The organism is Leeuwenhoekiella nanhaiensis (assembly GCF_002744755.1).
Lineage (GTDB): Bacteria > Bacteroidota > Bacteroidia > Flavobacteriales > Flavobacteriaceae > Leeuwenhoekiella > Leeuwenhoekiella nanhaiensis.
Window position 1 is genome coordinate 1 of the sequence record NZ_KZ319313.1, and the last position, 16,969, is coordinate 16,969.

Annotated in this window: 17 protein-coding genes; 7 read left to right on the forward strand and 10 right to left on the reverse strand. The window is 35.3% G+C overall.

Going from position 1 to position 16,969, the window contains the following annotated elements; genetic code table 11:
* The 7 genes from CJ305_RS18620 to CJ305_RS18650 form a co-directional block, all read left to right on the forward strand.
* Nucleotides 1–1,628 (forward strand): VirB4 family type IV secretion system protein (locus CJ305_RS18620; RefSeq protein ID WP_099647769.1); only part of this gene is annotated, 1,628 nt, incomplete at its 5' end.
* A 4-nt stretch (nucleotides 1,629–1,632) separates the two neighbouring features.
* Nucleotides 1,633–2,208, forward strand: coding sequence for a conjugal transfer protein (locus CJ305_RS18625; protein WP_099647770.1), 576 nt, complete (start codon nucleotides 1,633–1,635; stop codon nucleotides 2,206–2,208).
* Between the two features lie 2 nt (nucleotides 2,209–2,210).
* Nucleotides 2,211–3,053 (forward strand): hypothetical protein, encoded by an 843-nt coding sequence (locus CJ305_RS18630; RefSeq protein WP_099647771.1) that lies wholly within the window; start codon nucleotides 2,211–2,213, stop codon nucleotides 3,051–3,053.
* Nucleotides 3,054–3,064: 11 nt separating this feature from the next.
* Nucleotides 3,065–3,679 carry a conjugal transfer protein TraK gene (locus tag CJ305_RS18635; protein WP_099647772.1) on the forward strand — a complete coding sequence of 205 codons (615 nt, stop codon included), beginning with the start codon at nucleotides 3,065–3,067 and terminating at the stop codon, nucleotides 3,677–3,679.
* Nucleotides 3,669–4,598 carry a conjugative transposon protein TraM gene (gene traM, locus CJ305_RS18640; protein WP_099647773.1) on the forward strand — a complete coding sequence of 310 codons (930 nt, stop codon included), beginning with the start codon at nucleotides 3,669–3,671 and terminating at the stop codon, nucleotides 4,596–4,598. The genes CJ305_RS18635 and traM overlap by 11 nt, the downstream gene beginning before the upstream one ends.
* Nucleotides 4,595–5,425, forward strand: a complete 831-nt coding sequence (locus CJ305_RS18645; protein ID WP_099647774.1) for a DUF4138 domain-containing protein — start codon at nucleotides 4,595–4,597, stop codon at nucleotides 5,423–5,425. Before traM ends, CJ305_RS18645 begins: the two co-directional genes overlap by 4 nt.
* A 7-nt stretch (nucleotides 5,426–5,432) precedes the next feature.
* Complete coding sequence (locus CJ305_RS18650; RefSeq protein WP_099647775.1) at nucleotides 5,433–5,804, forward strand: hypothetical protein; 372 nt, start codon at nucleotides 5,433–5,435, stop codon at nucleotides 5,802–5,804.
* 17 nt (nucleotides 5,805–5,821) lie between these two features.
* Here the strand turns inward: CJ305_RS18650 and CJ305_RS18655 are convergent, their stop codons facing one another.
* The 10 genes from CJ305_RS18655 to mobB all read right to left on the reverse strand — a co-directional run.
* Nucleotides 5,822–6,079 carry a winged helix-turn-helix transcriptional regulator gene (locus CJ305_RS18655; RefSeq protein WP_099647776.1) on the reverse strand — a complete coding sequence of 86 codons (258 nt, stop codon included), beginning with the start codon at nucleotides 6,077–6,079 and terminating at the stop codon, nucleotides 5,822–5,824.
* A 100-nt stretch (nucleotides 6,080–6,179) separates the two neighbouring features.
* Nucleotides 6,180–8,615 carry an AAA family ATPase gene (locus CJ305_RS18660; protein WP_099647777.1) on the reverse strand — a complete coding sequence of 812 codons (2,436 nt, stop codon included), beginning with the start codon at nucleotides 8,613–8,615 and terminating at the stop codon, nucleotides 6,180–6,182.
* Nucleotides 8,599–8,781, reverse strand: a complete 183-nt coding sequence (locus tag CJ305_RS18665; RefSeq protein ID WP_099647778.1) for a hypothetical protein — start codon at nucleotides 8,779–8,781, stop codon at nucleotides 8,599–8,601. The genes CJ305_RS18660 and CJ305_RS18665 overlap by 17 nt, the downstream gene beginning before the upstream one ends.
* Before the next feature lie 6 nt (nucleotides 8,782–8,787).
* The gene (locus CJ305_RS18670; RefSeq protein ID WP_099647779.1) at nucleotides 8,788–9,258 is read right to left on the reverse strand and encodes a hypothetical protein; all 471 of its coding nucleotides are present in this window, start codon (nucleotides 9,256–9,258) and stop codon (nucleotides 8,788–8,790) included.
* Complete coding sequence (locus CJ305_RS18675; protein ID WP_099647780.1) at nucleotides 9,251–9,466, reverse strand: hypothetical protein; 216 nt, start codon at nucleotides 9,464–9,466, stop codon at nucleotides 9,251–9,253. The genes CJ305_RS18670 and CJ305_RS18675 overlap by 8 nt, the downstream gene beginning before the upstream one ends.
* Before the next feature lie 4 nt (nucleotides 9,467–9,470).
* Nucleotides 9,471–11,081: an Eco57I restriction-modification methylase domain-containing protein gene (locus CJ305_RS18680; protein ID WP_099647781.1), complete on the reverse strand. Its 1,611-nt coding sequence runs from the start codon at nucleotides 11,079–11,081 to the stop codon at nucleotides 9,471–9,473.
* On the reverse strand, nucleotides 11,068–14,046 hold the full coding sequence (locus CJ305_RS18685; protein ID WP_099647782.1) for an Eco57I restriction-modification methylase domain-containing protein: 2,979 nt from the start codon (nucleotides 14,044–14,046) through the stop codon (nucleotides 11,068–11,070). The genes CJ305_RS18680 and CJ305_RS18685 overlap by 14 nt, the downstream gene beginning before the upstream one ends.
* 2 nt (nucleotides 14,047–14,048) lie before the next feature.
* Nucleotides 14,049–14,384, reverse strand: coding sequence for a helix-turn-helix domain-containing protein (locus CJ305_RS18690; RefSeq protein WP_099647783.1), 336 nt, complete (start codon nucleotides 14,382–14,384; stop codon nucleotides 14,049–14,051).
* A gap of 281 nt (nucleotides 14,385–14,665) precedes the next feature.
* Nucleotides 14,666–16,246, reverse strand: coding sequence for a type IV secretory system conjugative DNA transfer family protein (locus tag CJ305_RS18695; protein WP_099647784.1), 1,581 nt, complete (start codon nucleotides 16,244–16,246; stop codon nucleotides 14,666–14,668).
* Nucleotides 16,247–16,251: 5 nt separating this feature from the next.
* Nucleotides 16,252–16,969: MobB family relaxase (mobB, locus tag CJ305_RS18700; RefSeq protein ID WP_099647785.1), on the reverse strand; the 718-nt coding region annotated here is incomplete at its 5' end.

Below are 16,969 nucleotides of genomic sequence, written 5' to 3' on the forward strand. Positions count from 1 at the left end.
ATCTCGACGACAAACAAAAGTGGCGCAAGCTGCTGGATAAGAAAATCGAAGAACTCAACAAAAGTTCCAATTTCGGGTCGCAGAACAAGGTCGTCCTTGGAAAGATTCAGCACATCCTTGACCAAATCAATGCAGATGACAATGCACGTATAATTCGTGGTCATTTGAACATCGTGTATTGGTCCAAGGATGCCAAAGAACTCGATAAGATAACCTCAAAAATTAAGACCGAGTTTAAGGAACTGGATATCATCCCATACTATCCAAGAGGTGAGGAACGAAAAAACTATATCCTAAACAGTTACTGCTGCTTTTCGTCCAATTTTTCCAACAACGATTTATACGTTACCGACTTAAAGCACGCCCTGTGCCTGTTCATCAATAACACAAACTACAAGTCGGATGCTACTGGCATCATCTTTAACGACCGTGAGCATAATATTCCCGTTCTAAAGGATGTTTGGGATGAAAAAAAGAAGCGCATCAAGGCACGGAACTTTGCCATTTTTGCACCCACGGGCGAAGGAAAATCCTTTTTGGCCAATAACATCCTGCGTCAATATTTTGAAAGTGGCGTTCGTCTGGTCATTATTGACCTTGGTGGATCCTACACCAAGTTTGCCAAACTCTACCCAGAAAAATATACAGTACTTCGCTACGAAAGCGGAAAAAATCTTGGTATCAATCCATTTTACATAAGCGATGTAAACGACCTTACACCGGAACGCTTGGAAGACCTGTCAGTTTTCCTATTTGAACTATTTGCTTCGGATTTGAAAGTCACGAAAGCACAATCTGTTTCGGTCAAAAAGATACTGCGACATTATTATGACAGCACTTCAGAAAACCACTCTTTGGATGGTTTTTACAGCTTTATAGAAAGGAATCAGAAAGACCTTCTGAGCACCCTTAAAATCCATCCCGACTACTTCAATGTCACGAGCTTTTTGCACGTAATGTCTGAATACGTCGGCGATGGTCTATATAGTTTTCTATTTGAAGTAAGCGAAGACCAGACCTATAAAATCGAGGACAAGCGATTGATCGTTTTTGAACTGGATGAAGTAAAAGACAATAAGGAAATCCTGTCCGTAATGTTAAAGCTTATAAAATCGGCTATCCAAAGAACGATTTGGAAAAACAGAGCGGAAAAAGGCATTATCCTATTTGACGAGTTTGCAAAGCAGCTGAAGTTTGACAACGTTTTGGAAAGCGTGGAATTCTATTATCAAGCTATCCGTAAACAGAATGGTGCTATTGGGATTATTCTTCAGTCTATAAACCAGCTTCCAAATAATTCCACATCGGCAAGCATACTCGAAAACACACAGGTCATCTATAGTCTGAACAATGAGAAAGGTTATGACGAATTGGTCAAAAGACTAAATCTATCAACCCACGACCTAAACCAGTTAAAATCCATCAAGAACAACCTTACCGGACCACGCAAATACACCGAAATGTTCATCAAAATAGGTAGGGAAAGCAACATCTTTCGACTGGAAGTTCCGAAGGAAGTGTATGCCGCTTACCTCACAGACGGACAGGAAAACGACCGCATAACGCGGATTTATGAAAGGACTAACGATATGGAACAAGCCATAAAAGAATTCACATCTAAAATATAATATTATGAAGACAAAAATCTTAATTATCGCAACGGCATTCATCCTTTTACTGCCTGCACGCGCTGCGTGCCAGGGAATGCCGGTTTATGACAACACCAACTTTATCAGTTTGGTAAAACAGCTATTGGAATCTGGTAAGCAGACGGCAGAAATGATTAAGTCCGTCAAATTCTTGAAAGATGCCAAAGAAGCTATTGAAAAAGTTTCAAGCGTCGTCCAACAACTTAGAGCGGTCGAAGAAATCGCACAGAACAATCAACGCCTTATCAATGTAATGCAAAATGATTTGCAGGATATTTTGAATTCGCCCTATATCAAACCTGAAGAAATTGACAGGGTCGTGGCCTCATTTGAAACCATTGTCCAAAATTCACTGGATACCGTTGATTTTATAGACGAAGTCCTATCCAGCGATTACCTAAAAATGAGCGATGCTGAACGTGCCGAAATCCTGAAAGCAAAAGAACTGGAATCAAAGCAGATGGTGTCCAACATCACTTCAAAAACGAAACGCTATCGTGATATTATTTCTTTCAGAAAAATGCAGGATAAAGTCAATAACCGCGAAACAGAATATTAAGGATGACCGCGACCATCATTTTAGGGATAGGGTTAGAATACATCGATACGGTGTTCCAGACCATACAAGCCAGCGACTTTTCGCAATATACCATTGCCGGAATGAAAACGCTTGCTGTCCTGTTTTTCTTGGTCAATATCCTTAAAAAATACAATGAAGGCATTGCGGACAAAGATGGTTACACTTGGGGATTGAGTCCTGGTGAACTGGCAAAGAATTTTGCCATTGTCCTACTGGTCATATTTTCAACGCAGGTGTTGGGATTCTTTGATGGGATATTGGTAGCCATCGAGGGACAATATAGGGGCACGGCACCTGCGTTACTTCCCTTACAAATGCAGGACATTCCATTAGAGGAAGATGTAAGTCTTTTTGATGCCGCAAGTTCCGCAATGACGCTTTTGTATGAGGCGTTGGTAACGCCACTTTACGGTTTCAAGATATTGGCCTTCATCCTAAGTACCATACTCTGGATATTGGATTTGTTCATCTATCCGCTATTCTTGGCAGAGCGTTTTTTCCTTTTGGGGATAATGCAGGCGTTCTTCCCGTTGGTCATTAGTTTGGCAGTATTTGAAAAGTTCCGTTCGCTCGCCTTTACCTTCTTTAAGTTGTACGCCGCCGTTTATATGCTCGTACCAGCATTCTTCTTGGTCAATGTGTTTATAAATGCCATTTATACGGAAATCAACACCAATTTCTGGGTCAATCTTTTCGGAACCGATACAGGTCAAGGCTTTTTTGCGCCTGTCGTTCAATTGGGTTCTGTTGGCTTTATCGTCTTCCTGAAATTCAAATTGTACAGACGTGCCACATCCTTTACGCTCAGACTCTTTACCAACTAATTCAATTCAAAATGAAAACACCTTACAAGAATATTTATAACGTCCTCAAATTAAATCGGTTTATCGTTTTGGCAGTCGTTGTCAGTGCGTTACTGTCCAGCACCTTTTCGGTTTGGATGGTATTCAATACCAATCAAAAGGCCCTCAACAGTGCATTTGCAATTAATACTGATGGCAGTATTATTCCATTGAAGCTCGTTACCCAAAAAGAGAATTTCAGGGTGGAAGCTTTGGCGCATCTGGAATTGTTTCACAACTACTTCTACAACATCGATGCGAGCAATTATGAACGGAATTTGGAAAAAGCGCTTTGGTTGGGCAATAGTTCTGTGGACAATCTGTATCGCCAAAAAAAAGCGGACGGTGTTTACAACCGATTGCTTCAGTATTCATTGGTTCAAGAAGTATTGAGTATTGATTCAAAAATTTCAGAAAACAACGGCACGTACAGTTTTACGACCACGACGATTTTTGAAATCAATAGAGGTTCAATCATAGACACCTATGAATTGGTTTCCACCGGAAACCTGATTATGGTAGACCGGAACTTTCCCAACAATCCGCACGGACTTTTGATTACGAATTACTTCGAGAACACCTTAAAAAAATTAAATGATGAAAGTTGAGAAAAACAAAATAGTATTTGCAGCGGTATTAGCTGTTATTTTCATATTCCTCATTTCCTATTCGGTAATGGTTATGGGCGATGATGATAGTGAGAACGAAAGCCTACAACAGACCTTAGTTCCTGATTTGGAAGAAAACCAGAAGGAATACGAGTCCAAGCTCGATGCAATTAATGACCTCAAGGAAGTGCGTGAAACTAACGCGCCCAGCATCTATGATGAAAAGCTGATTGATTCCCTGGGCTTTTACGACCCAGATTTACCCGAACGTGAAAAAGAACGCATTGTTGACAGTATCTATGATGCTGGCAAGATTAAGTATTCCGAAAAACGGTATCAAAGTTTGGGGCAAAGGCGAGCTGTTCAACAAACAGTGCCAAATGTGGATTCATCTGAAGTTAAAAGAGCACAAAAAATTGAAGCCAAGGAATTGGGGCTGGAACATCAACTGTTCTTTGCTGCCGATCCTAAGCCCAATGAAGTTTCAATTATCGGCAATACAGACGAAACGATTTACGTGGTCGTGGATGGCGACCAAATTGTTCAGGCAAATACCCGATTACGGATGCGCCTTACCAAAGCTGCTACCATAAATGGCAAACTGATGCCAAAGAACACACCGATTTTTGGGTTTATCAGCTTTCAGCCCAATCGCGCTTTGATTGAGATTGAGAACATAAAACACCATCCCACCAAGCTCAAAGCCTTTGATTTACAAGACGGTAGCGAGGGCATCTATGTTGAGAACAACTTTAGGGAAGAAGCTACGAGAGAGGTACTCGATGATGTTATTGGGGATATCAATATTCCCAGCGTCCCACAAGTTGGCGGACTTACCCAAGTATTCAGGCGCTCTAACCGAAGGGTAAAAGTAACCGTACTGAACAATTACAGATTAATTCTAAAACCCAAGTTATGAAAGTGACAATTTCCATATTAACCGTATTTATTTTCGCTTTCGCGAAAGCGCAAACAACTATAAAATTAGATACCATATATGCCAACGACACCAAGAATGTTGCGCTATTCTTTCCAGAACCTATTAGGCAAGGCATAACTGGTTCAGATAATTTTGTATTTACCTACAATCGTGAAAAAGAACAGTATTTTGGCCTGTTACAAGCTAAGCCTGGGAAGGAAAGTAATTTGCTGGTAGTCAACCGAAATGGTTCGATTTTTTCGTATATTGTAAGGTATAAAAAACAGCTTTCTAAGCTCAATTATTTCATTCCGGCATCCAATAGTATCGGGAATGAAAAGCCGATTGTGACTGATTCAATTCTTGCTGAATCTTCTGAAGAGCGTGTAGATAACAGAACCTTTTATTATCAAAAATTCTGCTCGTATCTTCTCAATAGAAAACAGCGCATAGGTCGAATCAAAAAGCGAAATCAAGGCATTGTTTTGAGCGTTGAGAATATCGTTTTTGATAAAGAAGAGCTCTATTTCGTTATCCAGATTGAGAATAATTCTACCTTGGATTACGATTTGAATTTCTTGAACCTTTCGATTGAAACACGACAAAAAGGAAAAAGGAAATCATTGCAACGCCTGTATCAAGAGCCGATTTACAAACATAATCTGCCTTCAAAAATTGTAGAAGGCCAAACGGTACGGTTCGTTTATGTGTTGCCCAAGTTCTCGTTATCCAATGACCGCAGGGCAATTTTAGAATTGAACGAAAAGGATGGTGAACGAAATATTGAAATGAAACTATCGCACAGATATATTAATAACCCAAATTAATACTGTTATGAAAAAAATTGTTGTTTTCTCGCTCGTAGTACTGTTTCTTTCTTGTGGTGATTCCACAACTAATGTTTCAGGACCAAGTGCTACAGCCCAAGTTGTTATCGAAAGCTTTTATGAAAAGGATGAAGAAACCTTAAAAGCCAACTCGACACCACAGGCATATTCCAACTATATGAATACCATAAATATGTTCAACGCTACGCCAAAAGATGATTCCAATTTTACTGTTTTGCAGGACACGATTATGGGCGACGTGGCTTGGGTAAAATATACCACAGCTTATGACAAAACGCCTGGTATTTTCAAACTGGTTAAGCAGGATGGCAAATGGTTGGCAGATGCGAGAGGTTCAAAGGATAAATCGCCTTTTTAAAAGAATTTTGATTTTTTTTAGAGCTTTACTTCCCAATATCCTCTTGTACCGCCTTGACGCTCTATATATCCAGCATCCTTTAAGTTGTTTAGATGCTTCTGAATTGCGGATTCATTTATATGTAGGACTTCTGCTATTCCTGAACGGCTTATGCGGTTATCTTCGGCAATCAATTTCAGTACTTGCTTTTGCTTTTGCCTAAGAGTTAATTCTGAAATAGCATCTATGGTTTTTTCGATTTGACCACCTATTTGACCACCTTTTAGACCACCCATTACACCACCTGTTACACCACCTTAATTTTATCTGAAAATCGACTTTGATGACCGTTGGCTTATGCGAATTGCAAATGTGTATGGCTTTTAGCGTTGGCATTTATTTTTTCCAGTCATATTTTGTATAGTCGCAACCACATCTTATTCTCTTTGTAACTGTATCATAATTCTTTAACGAAACCATTGGTCTTTTACATTCTGATTGTTCACAGATAAATATTCTTTCTAATTCAAGTATATCAGCCCAAAAAGCTTTCAAATCTCCAATTTTTGGATTGAAGGGATTGTCGTGTGATGAAATATTCCCCAATATTGATGAACTTTCTATTCGGTCAATAACAAGAAATTTAGCTTTTAACTCTGTACTGCACTTTTTGATTTCCGATTTAATTCCCATAATCAATTCGTAAGGCATTCTATGCTCATTTGAATTATTATACTGAAAACTTAATTTAGCTTCAATGTTTAACGCAATATCTTTCAATGAATGTTCAAGGTATTTACGAATAGGATTTCCTAAATTTTCGATTTTACTATCAGCAAGGTTTATTTCTATTCTTTCTCGTAAATCGCTTGGTTCTTCTTCAAGATGTGTTCCTTTATCTTCTGTCCATTTTATTTCATTTATAAGCCAACCTTTCTTTTTTGCTAAAGGACTTACAAAATTTGTAAACCAATCTTCTTCGTGAGTAAGCAATATGATTTGATATTTTGAGAATTTTTCGAAAATAAGTTCTGCAAATCTTTTTCTGTGGTTTGAATCAAAACTTGAAATAACATCATCAAGAATAATAAATTTATTTTTATTGTTAAAGGCATTTACAGAAGCCAAGAAGAAAGAAAGACCAAAACAGTTCAAGTGTGATTCACTAAAATATTTTTGTGGTGGGGAAACCCAATTTCCATTGTATTTATATTCAATCGTAATACCGTTCAATTCATCTTCATCTCCGATTGTTACAATTTTTATTTCCTGAAATGGTTCATCAGGATTCATATATTGATAATATTCGTTTATAGTGCTTGAAAATGTAGCGATAAAATTTTCAAGTCCTTCCTTTTGTCTTTTTACAAATTCATTGTAAATAATCTCTAAAGTCTTACGCTGTTTTTCAAGTTTTACTTTCTGCTTTTCAAATTGTTTTATTTTTAGAAATGCGTCTTTTGAAGCAGAAATATTAGAGTATTGAACAGCTGAATTATCTTTTTTGAAAATTTCTTGTATTTTCTTAATTCTTGTTGTTATGCCATTTTGAAAGTTAAAATCGGATGCTGATAATTTAATTGTTTCAGCTTTAGGTATTTTGTTTCCTGAAGTTACTCGCTCTAAACTCGATTTTTGATATTCAGTAATTTTCCCTTTTAAACCTACAAATCCCTTTTTAATTAGTTTGCTTTCATCTGCTGTAATTAGATTATCTGAAAGAACCGTGTCAAGTCTTTTTATTCGTTCTACCGTTATTTCGTTTACTAACTGTTTGGCTTTATCAAAAGATGCTTTTTTCTTGGAAGATTCTTCGATATCTTTTAATCTAATTGCAATTTCGGTACGTAGTTCTTCTACATTTTTTGGTTGTAAACAAAGCGGACAACTTGAATCTTTATGATACTTTTTTGATAAAACAGTATCTCCTGTTTTTAATAAATCCCCTAAAAAGGTTTGCATAATGCTCTCGACATCATTGGCAATTACTTCAAATTCATCATAGTATTTCACATATTCAGAATCAATAAAATCAATCTCCGATTTAAGTGTATTTAAAACGGTATTTGCTTTTTCTAATAATGCTAATTCTTTGTTTAACTTATTGTTGGTGGAATTTTTTAAGTGAACAAGGATTTTATCAATATCCTCCATTTTAATAACCTCAATGCCAGTTTTTAGAGGTTTAATTTTCTCATTTATCTTTTCAAGAAGGTTTTCTTCTTGGCTAATTGTGGCTCCTAATTTTTCAATAAGTACTTGTTTTTGAGTGTTTGTTTGAGCCTCAAAATTTTGATTTTTGATTTCAGTTCTTATCGAGTTGTAGCTTTTTTTGAGAACTTCTTTTTTCTTAGTTACTTCTGAAAAGCCAATAATATCAGACAAATATTTTAATTTATCGCCTTTTGTATTATCAATGAAGTCTGTAAGATATTGATAACGCAACAAAAGGTTTTCCTCTTTTGATGCTTCTATGTATTGTTTGAAAGCATCAGAGCTATTTGAAAAACCTGTTGTTAATTTTGCTCGTTTATTGAATAAGGTTTTTGAACAATCAATATCAGATTGTTTAACAAATGAAATGTTTACTTCTGAGACAGCTTCCTCATCAAGTTCTGAATTTCTTAAAGCATCTTTTAAGTCTATTTCGCTATTGCTTGATAAATGAGAAACTCGGTTTGTGTAAAACCATTCAATAGAATCTGAAATGCTACTTTTCCCTGTTCCATTGTCCCCATAAAGCAAAATAGATTTTCCGTTTAATGGTAATTCTAAGCTGTCTTTCGCACCTCTAATCCCTTTGATAGTTATGTTATTAATCTTTGTCGCCATCTCTCAGTTTTTGAAGTTCATTTTTAACATTAGTATCAGTCAACTTATCATTTTGATATAGTTCCGATAGCATTTTAGCTATATCAATATCTACATCTTGAATTTCTTCAATTTCGTTGAAAAAATCATCTAATATTTCTTTTCCAGATTTTACTTTTTCTGCCATAAGAGTTTATTTAAAATATTTCCAATCAATTTTAAAACTGGAAGTAAGTGTTTTGTTTTGAATCTCAAAACCAGATTTATTATTACAAATTGGGTAAACACCATATTGCTCCACAAAATCTAAAATGAAATAACTTTCCAAATCTTCAATTCGGAATTGCCACAAACTTTTGAGCATTTCAAAATTGATGTAGGTAAATAACAAAGGTTCAACTTTTCTGTAATTGGTTAATCCTAAGTTTTTTGATTTTCCATCAAAATGTCCTAATAATCTACTACCAATACTATTCGTTTTCTTTTCGCTCATTCCGATATATAATAGTTTTGATTTGTCAAATGGATATTGAATATCAATAGATTGGGTGAAAATGAAGTACAATCCTGCAATACCATTTAATGGTTTTATATTAGATGCCTCAAATGGTTTTGGACTGTCAAAATATATGGTAATAATATTTTCGTTTAATTGGTTAGTCATATTTAAACCTTACGTTTTGAGTGATGTAGGCACATAGCCCACTACCAGTTCTCGCTAAGGTTTTCATCTGCTCAACGTGATGCCTTCCTGCTTTCAAATGGCTATATGTATAGGATTTTCCTTCTTTGAACTGCACAATAATTCTATTATTTTCAATTTGAAAATAAGTTATAGGCGAGTTACCTCTTTTGTTTGAATATTTTTCCATTTTTTTATTTTTTCCCTCTATTCAATCTCCGGTTAGACAGCTTTTTCCAAATACTATCCGCTAAGTCAATTTCTTCATCAGTCAAGCCGTAATTTTCTTTTAATATTTTTTCGTTCGTAATTTTCAATAATTCCGAAATATCTTTCTTATCACGAATCATTTTGTCAATAATCGGTAGTAATTCCGAGTTTTTTTGGTTGTAAGGCAAGAGTATTCTTTCTACTTCGTTCGGCATTAACTCCAAAACTCCTCCACCGTGACTTCTACCACAAATCTCCGCAAACGCAAATGATAGAGAGTTGTAATAGCTAGCCGTCAATGCTTTTATATCCGCTTTTTCTTTAACGGTTACTCTGTGCATAGTATCCGTTGTAAAAGCTTCTGCTTCGTTAATTATTAATTTTGGATACTTGTTGTTTCTCCGAATAAACAATGCGTCCGAAATTCTTTGTGAAGGCACAATCTGCCATTCATCACGTATTCTACATTTATAACCTTTGTGTATTTTATTTTCTTCTCCCCAAGCAATGTAATCCCTAGCTCCAACTGAGCCATTTAGTTCGTCCATTTTCGGAAATGATAAAAAGTGTGTTCGTGCTTCCGAGTTTCTATTTTTAATCCAATCTTTTTCTGTGAAAATAGCACTTGGAACTTGAACACTTCTGCCAACTAATGGTTTTGCATACTTTCCTAAATTGTAAAACTGAACGATAGAAAGCGGAACTGTAAAAAATGGATTTGAACCTGTTGTAATGCCGACCTCTACTTTTGCATACTCTTTCAGTCTTGGGATTATTTTGTCATTTTGAAGTTTTTCTAAAAAGTCAATTTCATTTTGTTCAAGGAAATAAAAAGTCCATTTGTTCGATTTGAAATCAATTTTTTTCTTCGGGCTTTTCAATTTTGATACATCTAATTTTTCAAGTTCTTCTGCATCTTTTAATTCTAAATGTTCAATCAAATGTGTTTTAGATTTATTTTTCTCGCATAACAACAAAACTACTTCTTGCTGAATATCAGGAAAGACTAGCTTTTCAAAAGATACAATGTTTATTTTATTATAAAAATGTGCTAAAAACTCTCGTAAAGGTTGAGCGTAAGAAACTTGTAGTATTTCGGCTGGTAATACAAATCCAATTTTGCCTTCTTCTTTTAAAAGTAGAGAAGAACCAACCACAAATGAAACCCAAGCATTCGTTAATTTGGAATACTTTAATTTGGCTTTGTCAAAAATATTGGAAGCAAATTCTTGTTGTTCTTTGTCAAAATATTGGTAACGAATGTAAGGTGGATTTCCGACTACCAAATCAAATTTTTGTTTGGTATTAATGCAGAAATCGTGAAAATCAGCATTAATAACATTGGTCTTGTCCAAGCCAATTTTTTTAGACTTTTCAGCTTCAACTTCATCAAATTCTATTGCCGTTACAGAATTATATTCATAATCTCCTTTTTGTATTTCTTCAAGAAATACGCCATCTCCACAACTTGGTTCTAAAATATCAAGTTGTTTGTTACCGTTAAATGCCCATTTTAAAACAAATGATGCAATTGGTTCAGGGGTATAGAAGCCACCCCTTAATTTTTCCTTTGATGCTTCTTTAATTAGTTGCATAAATTTCAGAAATTAAAGGGATATCGCTATCAGCTTCTCCCAAGTTGAACAAAATATTAAGTGTGTCGTCTAGTTCAGATTTTAAGCCGTTAAACTGGCGTTGTAAAGGAATTAATGCTCTTTTATTTCCGTTGCTGTCATCTATTTTTCCTTGAATATCAATTAATTCTTTTTGAATTTTTGAGATTTTATCGTGAATATCTTTCTCTGATTTTGTGTCAAAATCAATAAGCCTAATCGGTAGCTTTTTGAGCACTTTTGTACCTCTTGCGATATAACCACCTCTGAATACTTCTCCAATTAGTGCAGAAAACCATTCTAAATATTTAGAGTTCAATAAAGCTTGAATATAGTAGATTGAATAAGGAAAGTTATCAGGTAGAGTAATCATACAATAACCTGCTGTACCACCTGATGATATTAAAGTGCCGAAGTAGTCAATTGCATATTTATTGCCTTGTGCTAAAACACCAACAATAATTTTCGCAGGTACATCACATTTGTCTAGACTTTGATGTCTGCCATATCTGTACCATTCATTTTTGGTCTGAGGTTCAGGTTTAATGTCTCTTTTATCATTATCAAGTTTATCCTTGTAGTGATTTAAAAACTTATATGTTTCTGGATAGTTTGCTTTTAAATCATCAATTTCTACAAACTCAATTCCCTTTTTGGTTTTTAAGTAAGGATAAATAACAAATGAATTTGGTAAAAATGGGCGATAAGTATATAAATTATCTTCTCCGCTAGAAGTCTTGAAATATGGTCTAGTTAATGTTTTCTCAACTTTCCATTGAACACCATCTTTTTTGAAATAAAGAAAGTGTTTATCTTCTCTTTCTATCGAATGGATATAAACGTTATTGGCACTTGTTTGAATTCCATTGTAAATATTTTCAGAACCAATAAGCTCCTCTAATGTCTTCGATTGTGAAACAATTGATGTGTAAATTGGTTTTAAAATACTTGGGTAAAGCACCCAACCTTCTGCTTCTAAAGAGTCTATCTTAAATTCGTCAAAATGTTCCTTCCCAATATTTCTTGTTTTCCAATTTTTGATTGAGTTTACCTCAAGATATTTGAGTTGTTCTAGCTTTTCTTTTTTGAGAATTAAAAGGCAAGTGTATGTCGTCTTGTTTTGGAAAACTTGATTTGCACCAAAGGATATTATTTGTTGAATCGCTTTGTTGTCAACAAGTAATTCTCTTAACTTTTTACCTGCACCAACTTTGGCAAATTTACTGGGTACGATATAGCCAAAATATCCGCCATCTTTTAGAAGTTCTAAACCTCTTTCAATGAAAAGAAAATATTTATCAAACTGTTTGTAAGATGAATCAAATTTTGACTTATAAATAGGTAATTCAAGAGGTGTAAACTCTTTCATATGCTCAGTTGCCATATAAGGCGGATTGCCAACGATTACGTCAAAACGAATTTTGCCAAAATTAAAAGGATTTATTTCATCTTGATTTTTTTTGTTTGTTTCCGATGTCTCAATTAAACTATTTCCAAACTGAATATTTTGGTCAAGAGTTGGCAATGCAGGTATTGTTATCGTTGCATTATCTTCATTTTCAAGAAGTTTCAATAGTAAACCAAATTTACAGGCTTGAACAGCATTGTAATCTTTATCAATTCCAAAAATGCAACTTTCTAATATTTTCTTTTTGAGGGAAAAAGGCAGTTTATAAGTGTTTATTGATGTCTGAATTAATTTTGTGTGGTCGTTAGACAAATAGAAATCGACAAGTGTATCTTGTAATAATTGATAAGTTTCTAGCAAAAATGCCCCTGAACCACAAGCAATGTCTGCAAATGATGAATTTAAAATTTCATCATCATTTTTGTTTTTGCAATGCTCTACAACTGTTTGCCTTAGAATATCTTGAATAATAAAAGTTGGTGTTGTAACAATATCTCTATTAACATTTTCAGGTTTCTTTTTTAAGAGAATTTGCCCTTTTTCTATCGTTAATTGTTCTCCAAGAAATATTTCATAGATGTTTCCTAGAATATCCGAAGCAAAAACTGAAAAGGAATAAGTGCTCTCAGGGAAATATAAATCTCTGATTATTTCCCAAAATGCGGAAGAGCTATCAGAAACTACTTTTTCCGTTAAAGGCTGATTAAATAAACCTGCGTTATATTTTTTGTCGGCTTCTTTGAATTTTTTGATGAGCGAAGCGAAATCATTATTTTCTGCAAAGTTTAAAAGTGTTTTATAGGTTTCTAAATTTCGGTCTTCACAAACTCTTAAAAATATGATACTATTGATATAAGACTGAACTATATCATTTAACTCTTCTATACTTAAGTCAGGTTTGTGCGAGTAAATTTCTTTGCCCAAAACGATTCGCCATTCGTTAATATGAGAAAGGAATAAATCGTCTACACTTGAAAGTTTTAATTGCTCTTCAATTTCTTTCCAAGTTTCATCAAATTCTCCGGAATAGACAGCTTCGTTACTTAGCTGTTTTTTTATGTCCTCATAAGCTGATTCATATTCTGTATAGTGATAAAGATTGATTCTAGATTTTGTTACAGAATCATCTTTTCCAACTTTTTGAGAGCAATCATAGATTGCTAAATATTCAAAATTTGATAAAACTGAAATTTTTAGTTTTGCTGTGAAACCATATCTACGAATTTGTTTTGCAGGTTCGTTGTCGCTTTCAATTTTTACGTTTGGTTTTTTAGCTTCTAAAAAGAATTTTCGTTCAGAAAAAAGCCTAAAAGTGTAATCAGGTTTTTTAGTATTAGAACTAGCATCTGCTTTTAATCCTTCTTCAACCAAGACTTCACGTTCGTTAGTTGGCTTTCCAGTCGAGTTTTTAATGTCCCAACCAAGTATTTCAAATAATGGGTCAAGAAAATCTATCCTAAGCTGAGTTTCGTTGTAATCCGCTTTTAGATATGCTTCTCTATTCGAGTGATATTTTTTAACAAGGTCTTTAATATTCATATTTATTTTAAGTCCAATGAACCTTGTTTAAGATTCTTATTTTTTAAATATTTAATTTTTTCTTCTGCTACTTTTAGGATTTCGTTGGTATTTTCTTCTTCGATAATCTGATAAGCTACTTTGTCGCTAAAAAGAATAAGTCCAAGAGCTTTCTCCTCAATTCCGAATAATTCCGCCAATATTGGAAGCATTTCTTTATTAGCACTTCTTTCACCACGTTCAATTTTCCCCAACGTTGATGGGTCAATATCAAGTTTTGATGCAACTTTCCGTATCGGAAGATTTTGGTCTTCCCTCAATTTTCGCAAGTACTCTCCAAATGATTGTTTCGTATTCATTCCGCTAAGTTTTTCCTGAAAATATATTCAGGACAATAATTGTCCAAATGTAATTATTTTTTTTGGCTTTCAGCTAGAATTGCGGTGGGAAATTTAAGCTCTTTTGTGTTTTTGAGTGTTGGGTTTAGCGTTGGCAAAAAACAAATATGCTTGAATATGCGGTTGGCTTTTCAGTTTGCAGTTAACTATTTATATCGCCATTAATATACTCATATTACGTAAATTTTATAGGATAAATAAGCTTATTATAATATTCCGCTTTGAATATTTAAACTTCTCCATCACTTAAAAATCGACCTCGCCTCCTCATAAACGCGCTCAAAATTAGTTTCCAAATCCGTTTTAGAAAACTGTTTAGTTTCATTAGGAAGTTCCCTTTTAATTTTCGCCAATTTAAACTGCACCTTCTTGTCATTTCCATCAGCATAGGTAATAAATTCGCCCTGCTTCAATCTAAAAAACACATCCGCTCGAATCTTCGGGATTTCCTTTTCGCCTGTGGTTATTCGTGTATCAAAGTCAAGGTTATGACCACGACTGATACTTTTTGTAGGATCCTTGATGATTTCAAAAAAGCGTTCGTAGTATTTGGCGGTGTCCGGGTCGTTGACCTTTCCGAAAAATTGATAGGATAAATTACTGAGTATCGCTTTGCTTGCCTTGTCGCCATACATCATATCATTCTGGATTTTGTCTTGCATTACATAAATCGTAGCAATGTCATAACTTCTAAGTGTCGCCGGAATACGGTGCATATTCAATAATCGGATGGTTGGCGCTTCTTCCATCAACAAAAATGAGGGTCTGGAACTTCGAACGCTCATTTGTTTGGTGATGGTGTGAATAATGGTGGCAATAACAGGCGAATATGATGTTTCAAATTTCGGGTTATTGACGATTGAAATTACCGCTGGATTTGTCTCGTTGTTTATATTGAGCGGTACTTCATCTGCGGACAATGCCATAAAAATGCGTTGTGTATTAATTCGTTTCAGCGCATTGGCCAATGTGCTTTTTACACCAGCCGTCTGCCTATCCGAATCTTTACCGCTGATAAAAGCATCTGCCATTGCCCTTGATGTTGTGTTGGTTTCTAAGAATTGGATTAAGCTATCCGTGTCCAGATATTGGTAGATGGCAATTAAATGTGGAAGTGTACAGAACTGAGGATAAGTGGTTTTCAGTTTCCAAATCAATCCGCCAATTAAACCTTCGGTTGCATCATTAAAGAATTTTGTCGTTCCAGTTGTGCCGCTTTCCCTTTGTTCTAAAAGGTTTTCTATCAATACCCTTGACACTTCGTTTACGCTTTCCTCATTCTCTAAATAGCGTGGTGCAATAGGATTTACTCTATGGATGATTTTATCAAAGGAAATAACTTTAAACGGGATATCACTATCTCTGAAAAGCGGATACGCCATTTCGGTCAGTTCAAAATCCTTATAGTCGTGGATAATTCCGCAAAACCCTTCTTTCCGGAAGTGTTTCAAAAATCCATAGACAACGCTTTCGGTCTTTCCGCTTCCGGCAGAACCAATGATGGATGCACCTCGTTTGATGTTGTCCAATTGGAAATTGCCCTTGGTCGTCGAAAAGTTGACCTGATATTTGCTATCGCCATTTAACGGCTTGTCCGTTTTATGAAGGAACACGTACATTCCTATGTTAATTAATATGAGAGGGCAAACCAGATAGAGAGAAATCAGAATCAGTCGGTTTCCCTCGTCAAAATAAAACACCATCGCACCAAGCACGAGAAAATTGATGATAAAAGCATACCGACTTATCCGAAAAACTGCATAGAAAATACAACTGGTCAGACCAATAATTGAAAGTGTCGTTATGAAATTGTCTATCTGCATAACTATTAGATTCCTATGGAACTTGATTTGATGGCTATTTCAGCACCACGTCTTAACCGTTTAAGAACCCGAAGTGCAATCTGTGTTTGACTAACTGGAATACTTGGCACTATCGGCAATCCTGTTTTTGCTATCATTTTAAAAGCCAAGGCTTTTTCGTTAGCTGGTAGTTTCATCAAAGCAGCGAAATAGAGATTGGGATTTTTTACAAAATCCTTTCGGGCTTTGTAGGTCTCAGCAAAGTTTCGTTTATAGCCAAAAGTCTTATCGAATGTTTTTTCTGCTCTTTCAAAAAACTTGTCTCGGTCAAATCCCCGTTTTACGGTTTTCCCATTCAACTTTACATCAGATGCTTTGTATTTGCTTCCGGGCGATAAACTAAATCTGTTGGACGCATCCTTACGGCTCACAATAATATGGATGTGGCTTTGATTTCCATCTTTTCGCATTCCCTGGACAATCCGTTTTCCATTTTGTTGGTGTGGTGCTTGGCGTTCCAGTTTGGCGATTTCCTTTTTCATCCTTTTAATATTCCCTTCAGCTCGTCCTTCTTGGATATTTCGGATTTCCGTTTTGAGCTGAAGAATTTTCGTGGCATAAGGTTGGTTCTCTTTTACCTGAAAATCTGTTCCCTTGAAGGTGCGTTGACGTTCAATTTTTGCATAATATTTTATGTCATCAATGATGACCGCTCGCCCTTTGATTTCCCTATTGAATGAAGCC

Bases quoted from the DNA above. Each gene is read 5' to 3' on its own strand.
- CJ305_RS18625 (WP_099647770.1), top strand. From the start codon at position 1,633: ATGAAGACAAAAATCTTAATTATCGCAACGGCATTCATCCTTTTACTG.
- CJ305_RS18630 (WP_099647771.1), top strand. From the start codon at position 2,211: ATGACCGCGACCATCATTTTAGGGATAGGGTTAGAATACATCGATACG.
- CJ305_RS18635 (WP_099647772.1), top strand. From the start codon at position 3,065: ATGAAAACACCTTACAAGAATATTTATAACGTCCTCAAATTAAATCGG.
- traM (WP_099647773.1), top strand. From the start codon at position 3,669: ATGAAAGTTGAGAAAAACAAAATAGTATTTGCAGCGGTATTAGCTGTT.
- CJ305_RS18645 (WP_099647774.1), top strand. From the start codon at position 4,595: ATGAAAGTGACAATTTCCATATTAACCGTATTTATTTTCGCTTTCGCG.
- CJ305_RS18650 (WP_099647775.1), top strand. From the start codon at position 5,433: ATGAAAAAAATTGTTGTTTTCTCGCTCGTAGTACTGTTTCTTTCTTGT.
- CJ305_RS18655 (WP_099647776.1), bottom strand. From the start codon at position 6,079: ATGGGTGGTCTAAAAGGTGGTCAAATAGGTGGTCAAATCGAAAAAACC.
- CJ305_RS18660 (WP_099647777.1), bottom strand. From the start codon at position 8,615: ATGGCGACAAAGATTAATAACATAACTATCAAAGGGATTAGAGGTGCG.
- CJ305_RS18665 (WP_099647778.1), bottom strand. From the start codon at position 8,781: ATGGCAGAAAAAGTAAAATCTGGAAAAGAAATATTAGATGATTTTTTC.
- CJ305_RS18670 (WP_099647779.1), bottom strand. From the start codon at position 9,258: ATGACTAACCAATTAAACGAAAATATTATTACCATATATTTTGACAGT.
- CJ305_RS18675 (WP_099647780.1), bottom strand. From the start codon at position 9,466: ATGGAAAAATATTCAAACAAAAGAGGTAACTCGCCTATAACTTATTTT.
- CJ305_RS18680 (WP_099647781.1), bottom strand. From the start codon at position 11,081: ATGCAACTAATTAAAGAAGCATCAAAGGAAAAATTAAGGGGTGGCTTC.
- CJ305_RS18685 (WP_099647782.1), bottom strand. From the start codon at position 14,046: ATGAATATTAAAGACCTTGTTAAAAAATATCACTCGAATAGAGAAGCA.
- CJ305_RS18690 (WP_099647783.1), bottom strand. From the start codon at position 14,384: ATGAATACGAAACAATCATTTGGAGAGTACTTGCGAAAATTGAGGGAA.
- CJ305_RS18695 (WP_099647784.1), bottom strand. From the start codon at position 16,246: ATGCAGATAGACAATTTCATAACGACACTTTCAATTATTGGTCTGACC.